The sequence below is a fragment of the Methanoregula sp. genome, assembly GCF_002835825.1.
Lineage (GTDB): Archaea > Halobacteriota > Methanomicrobia > Methanomicrobiales > Methanospirillaceae > Methanoregula.
The window spans coordinates 1-6,864 of record NZ_PIZH01000089.1 but is presented as its reverse complement, the minus strand read 5'-3'; the positions used below and the strand labels follow the sequence as shown (position 1 = coordinate 6,864).

The 6,864-nt window shown below is 57.9% G+C and carries 5 protein-coding genes; 2 read left to right on the top strand and 3 right to left on the bottom strand.

Going from position 1 to position 6,864, the window contains the following annotated elements:
• Positions 1 to 74: 74 nt before the first annotated feature.
• Complete coding sequence (locus tag CW742_RS04835) at positions 75 to 965, bottom strand: ADP-ribosylglycohydrolase family protein (RefSeq protein WP_292417247.1); 891 nt, start codon at positions 963 to 965, stop codon at positions 75 to 77.
• A 168-nt stretch (positions 966 to 1,133) separates the two neighbouring features.
• On the opposite strand from CW742_RS04835, the gene acs reads away from it, so the two are divergent.
• Together acs and CW742_RS04825 are read left to right on the top strand one after the other, a co-directional pair.
• Positions 1,134 to 3,026 (top strand): acetate--CoA ligase, encoded by a 1,893-nt coding sequence (acs, locus tag CW742_RS04830; RefSeq protein ID WP_292417244.1) that lies wholly within the window; start codon positions 1,134 to 1,136, stop codon positions 3,024 to 3,026.
• A gap of 61 nt (positions 3,027 to 3,087) precedes the next feature.
• Positions 3,088 to 4,347, top strand: coding sequence for an OFA family MFS transporter (locus tag CW742_RS04825; RefSeq protein ID WP_292417242.1), 1,260 nt, complete (start codon positions 3,088 to 3,090; stop codon positions 4,345 to 4,347).
• A 6-nt stretch (positions 4,348 to 4,353) separates the two neighbouring features.
• Here the strand turns inward: CW742_RS04825 and CW742_RS04820 are convergent, their stop codons facing one another.
• Entirely contained in the window at positions 4,354 to 5,466 is a 1,113-nt protein-coding gene (locus CW742_RS04820) for an ATP-NAD kinase family protein (protein WP_292417240.1), read from the bottom strand.
• A 23-nt stretch (positions 5,467 to 5,489) separates the two neighbouring features.
• Positions 5,490 to 6,848 carry a TrpB-like pyridoxal phosphate-dependent enzyme gene (locus CW742_RS04815; RefSeq protein WP_292417250.1) on the bottom strand — a complete coding sequence of 453 codons (1,359 nt, stop codon included), beginning with the start codon at positions 6,846 to 6,848 and terminating at the stop codon, positions 5,490 to 5,492.
• Positions 6,849 to 6,864 lie beyond the last annotated feature (16 nt).

Below are 6,864 nucleotides of genomic sequence, written 5' to 3'. Positions count from 1 at the left end.
TTTGGTTTTACATCGGTTTTTGCGTGATGGGGAAAAGGGAGGGACTGCGGAAGTCAAGCGGCCGGTTTGGGCGTCTAGGGCATATGGGGCCGCTGCACGAGGAGCTCGATACGGTCGGGGTCCCCAAGGGCTTTGATAAGGTCTTCCGGAAACGCGTCCATACCTTTTGCTGCACCGAGGTATGCGCCGCAAATGAGGGCGATGGTATCGGTATTTCCACCAGTATTGGCGGAAACGGTCAGGAGGTCGGGGGGGTGGGTGTACCGCTTGATAAGGAAGAACGCGATGGGGAGGGTCTGGTATACCGAAACATCGTTCCCGATCTTTAAAAGGGCGGTCTCGGTCTCCATACCGTCACGCTCCAGGTTTAGGGCAATCCGGATCTTTCCGCCAAGGACCTCGTCTTCCGCAAGAGCTTTCTGGACAGCTCGCTCCACGGGATCCGGCGATTCATTGAGTGCATGGTAGAGGAGGGTGACGAACGTGGAGATGGCAGCATGGGCTGCCGGGTGGGAATGGGTGATATTGCAGGCCCGGACCGCCCGTTCGCAGGCCTCGTTCATATCCGGGAAACTGAGGGCAAAGGGGACTCCCGCGGCAAGGCAGCCCGAGGTCGTTGACTTGACGCCTTTTTGCGGGACATTCTCCTTTGCCATCCGTTCGCACGCAGCAGAGATGGACCCGTCCGGGAACCGGAGGGCTCCACGGATATAGAGTTCCCTGAGGGCACTGGCGTACCGGTCCTCGGTGTATTTCCGGTCTGCAAGAAGCGTCCCGACAAGGATCATCAGCTGGGTATCATCAGTATACTGCCCCGCGTTCAGCCCTTCATTGGGGTGGCCCTTGTACGGGCGGCGGTACCCGTACTGCATCTTGTTCAGGTTGGGGGATGCACTTTCATTGGGCATGCCAAGCGCATCGCCGATAGCAGCGCCCAGTACACATCCCTTGAATTTTTTCAGCATCGATCTTATATTGAAAAATCCGACCAGATAACCCTTCGTATACACGCTCCGTCAGCCTTTTTTGGCCGTGGATTTACGGATCCCGGTAAATCGGCTTTCGTCGAACGGAAATTCGACAAGATATAAATAGAATGTTAGTCATGATTAATAATGTAGAATAGGTGGACCATGACTGAAGATTTTGATGTCAGGCTTGTCGAGGATGTGAAATCGTACACCCCCGACCCACAGTACCGAAAAAGAGCATGGATGGGAGATTACCAGAAAGAGTACGATGCGTTTCTGGCAAATCCCGATGCCTTCTGGGAGAAGATGGCAAAAGAGCTTGACTGGATTAAGCCATGGGACAAGGTAAAGGAATGGAACTACCCGTACGCAAAGTGGTTCACCAACGCCAGGCTGAACATCTCGGCGAACTGCCTTGACCGCCATGTCAATGATACCCGGCGCAACAAAGTCGCCCTGATCTGGAAGGGCGAAGAGGGCCGGGAGAGGATCTTCACTTACCAGAAACTCCTCTCACAGGTTGCACGGTTTGCCAATGCCTTAAAAAAGATCGGCGTGAAGAAAGGCGATACCGTCTGCATCTACATGCCACTGGTTCCCGAGCAGGTCATTGCCATGCTGGCCTGCGCCCGTATCGGTGCAGTCCACAGCGTCGTGTTCGGGGGATTTGGCGCGGCTGCCCTGAATATGCGGATCAAGGACGCAGATGCAAAGGTCATCATCACCGCCGATATCAGCATCCGGAGGGGGAAGGCAATCCAGCTCAAGGCGATCGTGGACGAAGCGATCATCAACGCTCCGACAGTCGAGAATGTCGTCGTTCTCCGGCGCCGTGAGCCCCAGGTCGACCTCCACGAGAAGGAACTGGACTTCTACGAGATGATGGACGGGATGTCCGACGTCTGCACTCCCGAGGAGATGGATGCCGAGGACCCGTTCTTCATCCTGTATACGAGCGGATCCACCGGTAAACCCAAGGGAATCGTCCACACCTGCGGCGGGTACATGGTCGGCACCTACTACACGAGCAAGTACATCTTCGACATCAAGGACAACGACACGTACTGGTGCACGGCGGACCCTGGCTGGATCACCGGCCACAGCTACATCATATACGGCCCGCTCGCAGTCGGCGCAACCGTGTTCATCACGGAGCTGACCCCCGATTACCCGGATGCCGGCAGCTACTGGAACCTGGTTGAAGAGCAGAAGATCACCATCTTCTACACCGCACCTACCGCAATCCGGATGTTCATGAAGATGGGAGAGTCCTGGCCGAACAAGTATGACCTGAGCTCGTTGCGCATCATCGGATCTGTCGGTGAACCCCTGAACCCCGAGGCATTCGAGTGGTATTACCGGGTCATCGGCAAGTCGAAGACACCCATCCTCGACACCTGGTGGCAGACCGAGACCGGCATGCACATGATCACCACCATGATCGGCGAAACCATGCACCCGGGATTTGCCGGAAAACCCATCCCGGGGGTAGAAGCGGATGTCGTGGACAAGGAAGGCAAATCCGTCAAACCCGGCACCGGTGGCCTCCTGGTCATCAAATCGCCATGGCCGGCTATGCTGCGCACGGTCTATAAAGATGACGAGCGCTACCGCAAGTACTGGGAGACCCTTCCCGGAGTATACACGGTTGGCGACCTTGCTGTCAAGGGCAAGGACGGGTACATCATGATCCTCGGGAGGTCGGACGACATCATCATCGTTGCCGGGCACAACATCGGGACCGCCGAGGTCGAGAGCGCACTCGTCTCCCACCACGCCGTTGCCGAGGCTGCGGTCATCGGGAAACCCGATGTCGTAAAAGGGAACTCGATCAAGGCCTTTGTCATCCTCCGGGTAGGAAACACGCCCAGCGACCGGCTCAAACAGGACCTCCTGCACCATGTCCGGACAACGCTTGGGCCCATCGCCATGCCCCACGAGATCGACTTCGTGGATAAGCTGCCCAAGACGCGGAGCGGAAAGATCATGCGCCGGGTTTTAAAAGCAAAAGAGATGGGCATGGACCCAGGCGATGTCTCGACGCTGGAGGAATAATCCTCCAGCAACCAGAGATCCCGGAACAAACAAAAACCAGGACTGATTTCAGGCGATTCATATGGGAAAAACATCCGAAGAGAGAATACTGGGAATAGAGCCCGGGCGCGGCAGGTGGGTGCTGGTCCTGTTAGGTCTTGTCATCAACCTCTGCCTGGGCACAATCTATTCATGGAGCGTATTCGTTGCACCGCTGACGGAGTACTTCATAAATGAACTGGGCCAGAGCGTTACCGCAGGCGATGTCCTGCTGCCGTTCTCGGTATTCCTTGCATTCTTTGCGATCGCCATGCCGTTCACCGGTAAATACATTGAAAGGTATGGCCCGCGGAACGTGACGATTGCGGGGGGAGTGTTGACAGGACTCGGCTGGCTGCTGGCATCTTTTGCCACATCCGTTCCCATGCTGTATGTTGTGTATGGCGTGATCGGCGGAATCGGGGTCGGGATCGCGTATGGCGTCCCGGTCGCAGTAGCAGCCAGGTGGTTCCCGGACAAGCGGGGGCTTGCAGTTGGCCTCACTGTCCTTGGATTCGGGTTCTCTGCGTTCTTTACTGCAAACATAGCGAGCTGGCTGATCGCGACGTACGGTGTCATGACAACGTTCCGGATTTTCGGGCTTGCGTTCGTTGTCCTGACCGTCCTCCTTGCCCTGCCGCTGAAGTTCCCTCCACAAGGCTGGGCTCCTGGGGGATGGACCGCGCCGGTCGCAGGAGCCACCGCATCCTGTGAATTCCGACGCGACCAGATGCTCCGATCCCGTTCGTTTTACGGGCTCTGGCTCTGCTACTTCATCGGCTGTCTTGCAGGACTGATGGCAATCTCGATTGCAAAACCCGTGGGAACTGACATCGGCATCGAAGCGGGTCTGGCAGTCCTCCTGGTAGGAGTATTTGCCATCTTTAACGGATTCGGCCGCCCAATCTTCGGGGCAGTCACCGACCGGTTCACCCCGAGAAATGCTGCATTGCTCTCGTTTGTCCTGATAGGAGCAGCAGCATTAGTCCTCTGGCAGTTCCCCGGAGAACTGACGTACATCGTCGCATTTGTCCTGCTCTGGGGGTGCCTGGGCGGATGGCTCGCAATTGCTCCTGCAAGTACCGGGTTTTTCTTCGGGACATCGGATTACCCGCGGTGTTACGGCATTGTCTTCCTTGCGTATGGTGCTGGTGCCATTGCCGGCCCGCAGCTCGCCGGGTTCATCAAGACAACAACCGGATCCTACCTGGGAGTATTCCCGTATGTTCTCGTTCTTGCTGCGATCGGGTTCATCATCGCATGGACGATGCTCCTGCCGCCCAAGGCCCCACAGAATTCCTAACCTTTTTTATTTGACTGGACTAGGCTGCCGTACCATCTTCCGCTGCGCGATCCGGTACCCGCAGATGACCTGGATCGAGTCCCCGAACTCACGGTCAAGTTCCGGATCCCCGGAATCCACCAGCAGCTCAGGGGTATCCTGCAGCTTGTGCGGTGTTGCGACCACGATAACGTGCCCGATGCCCGCCCGTCGTACAATCGCGGGGCTGATCTGCTGGTTGCCCCTGCCCAGGATGAAGCCCTGTGCCCCGATGGGGCTGATGATGATGCGCACATCTTTTTCCCGGTCGGTGAGCCGTAGGAGGGTCTGCTCGTCCGCATCCACTGCAACGAGCCTGCCGTTCTTCAGCACATCCACACCAAGCAGGGTCTTTTTGTGCCCTAAGTAGCGCACGATCGCTTCCGTTGTCGTCCCTGCCCCGATGATGTACAGCGCCCCCGGCAGCATCACTTCCTGCATGAACTGGGCGATCTCTGCTTTTATCCGTTCCTCGTCCGGCTGTTCGTACACCTGTTTTGAGACCGCAACCATTCCCCGGATCACGGGAGTCCGGGCAATACCGAACAGCCGCGTGTCCAGCGTCCCTGCCCGGTAGGCATCTTCGTCTACGTCCATGACCTCGGAGTCCCGCAGGGCTGCCTTGTCCAGTCCTATAACGAGTTCCGCGGCAGCGTCGGGGTTTACGGCAAAAACCCCGGAGTACATCTTCACACCCGCCGGGATCCCGAGCATGGGTACATCCCGGCCGGCAACTGAAAAGATGTCGCGGGCTGTCCCATCCCCCCCGCAGAAAAAGATGAGATCAACGCCTTTTCCAAGAATTGCCCTTGCCGCAGCACGGGTGTCATCCGCGGACGTGTCGTCCGCCGGCGTGTACACGATTTCGTAGTTCTCTAAGCCCGCGGCAGCAAGAGCGGATTCCCCCATTTCACCGGCACAGGTAAGATAACAGAGGTTCTTTGCCATTCTGAGCTTCTCAAGCGCCCTCTGCGCCCGCTCACCGGCATGCGGTACGGCCCCGCGCCGCTTTGCCTCCTCTACGTTCCCGTCGGTGCCCTTCAGCCCCACCGACCCACCCATGCCGGCAACCGGGTTGACGATGAAGCCAATCCGTTTCATGAAAAAAGGTGATGGTGCAGAGGTTATTGAATCTTGGGGATCCGGCCGATCGCCTCTTTGATCAGTTCGTCCGGGTATTCATAATCAACCAGCTGGCCGGCATAGTACGCATCGTAGGCTGACATATCGAAGTTGCCATGCCCGGAGCAGTTGAAGAGGATCGTCTTCTCCTCGCCGGTCTTCCTGCATTTCAGGGCTTCATCGATGGCACACCTCACCGCATGCGATGTCTCCGGTGCAACGATGAGCCCTTCCGTGCGCGAGAATGTCTGACCTGCCTCGAAGGCCTCGCTCTGGTGGCAGGAGACCGCCCGCATCACGCCATCGTGAACCAGGCGGGATACAATCGGGGAATCCCCATGATAGCGGAGACCCCCGGCATGGATAGACGGCGGTACGAAGTCATGGCCGAGCGTGAACATCTTCAACAGCGGCGTCAGGCCCGCCACATCGCCAAAGTCATACATATAGGCACCTTTTGTCAGGGTCGGGCATGAGGCGGGTTCGACCCCGATGATATCGACATCCTTGTGCTTCCCGGTCATCTTGTCGCCTGCAAACGGGAACCCGATCCCGGCGAAGTTCGACCCGCCGCCAACGCAGCCAATCACAACATCGGGATAATCATCAACCATGGCGAGCTGCTCGCGGCACTCCTGGCCGATGATCGTCTGGTGGAGGCAGACATGGTTGAGCACCGAGCCGAGCGCATAGTTGGTGTTGTCATGGGTTGCCGCGTCTTCGACTGCTTCGGAGATCGCTATGCCAAGTGCGCCAGGAGTATCCGGGTCTTTCTCGAGAACTGCCGCGCCCGACTTCGTTTTCGTGCTCGGGCTCGGGATGCACTCCGCTCCCCAGACATTCATCATCGACTTGCGGTAGGGCTTCTGCGTGTAGCTCGACCTCACCATGTAGATCGTGCACTCCAGGTCATAGAGCATGGTGGCGAACGCCAGGGCGGAACCCCACTGCCCGGCGCCGGTCTCGGTTGCAATCCGCTCAATCCCGGCCTTCATGTTATAGTAGGCCTGCGGGACGGAGGTGTTGGTTTTGTGGCTCCCGGCCGGGCTGACACCCTCCCACTTGTAATAGATCTTTGCCGGGGTCTTGAGGAACTTCTCCAGCCGGAACGCACGGTACAGGGGGCTTGGTCTCCAGAGCCGGAGCACGTCCTGCACCTCTCCCGGGATATCGATATACCGGTCCGTGGTCACTTCCTGCCGGATCAGTTCCATCGGGAAGATAGCTTTGAGGTCCTCAGGCCCCACCGGCTTGTGCGTGGCCGGATGGAGCGGCGGGTCGAGGGGGGTGGGCAGGTCAGCCTGGACATTGTACCACCGTTTGGGCATCTGCTCCTCATCGAGACGGATCTTTGTCTGCATGCAATCGTGGTTGTTC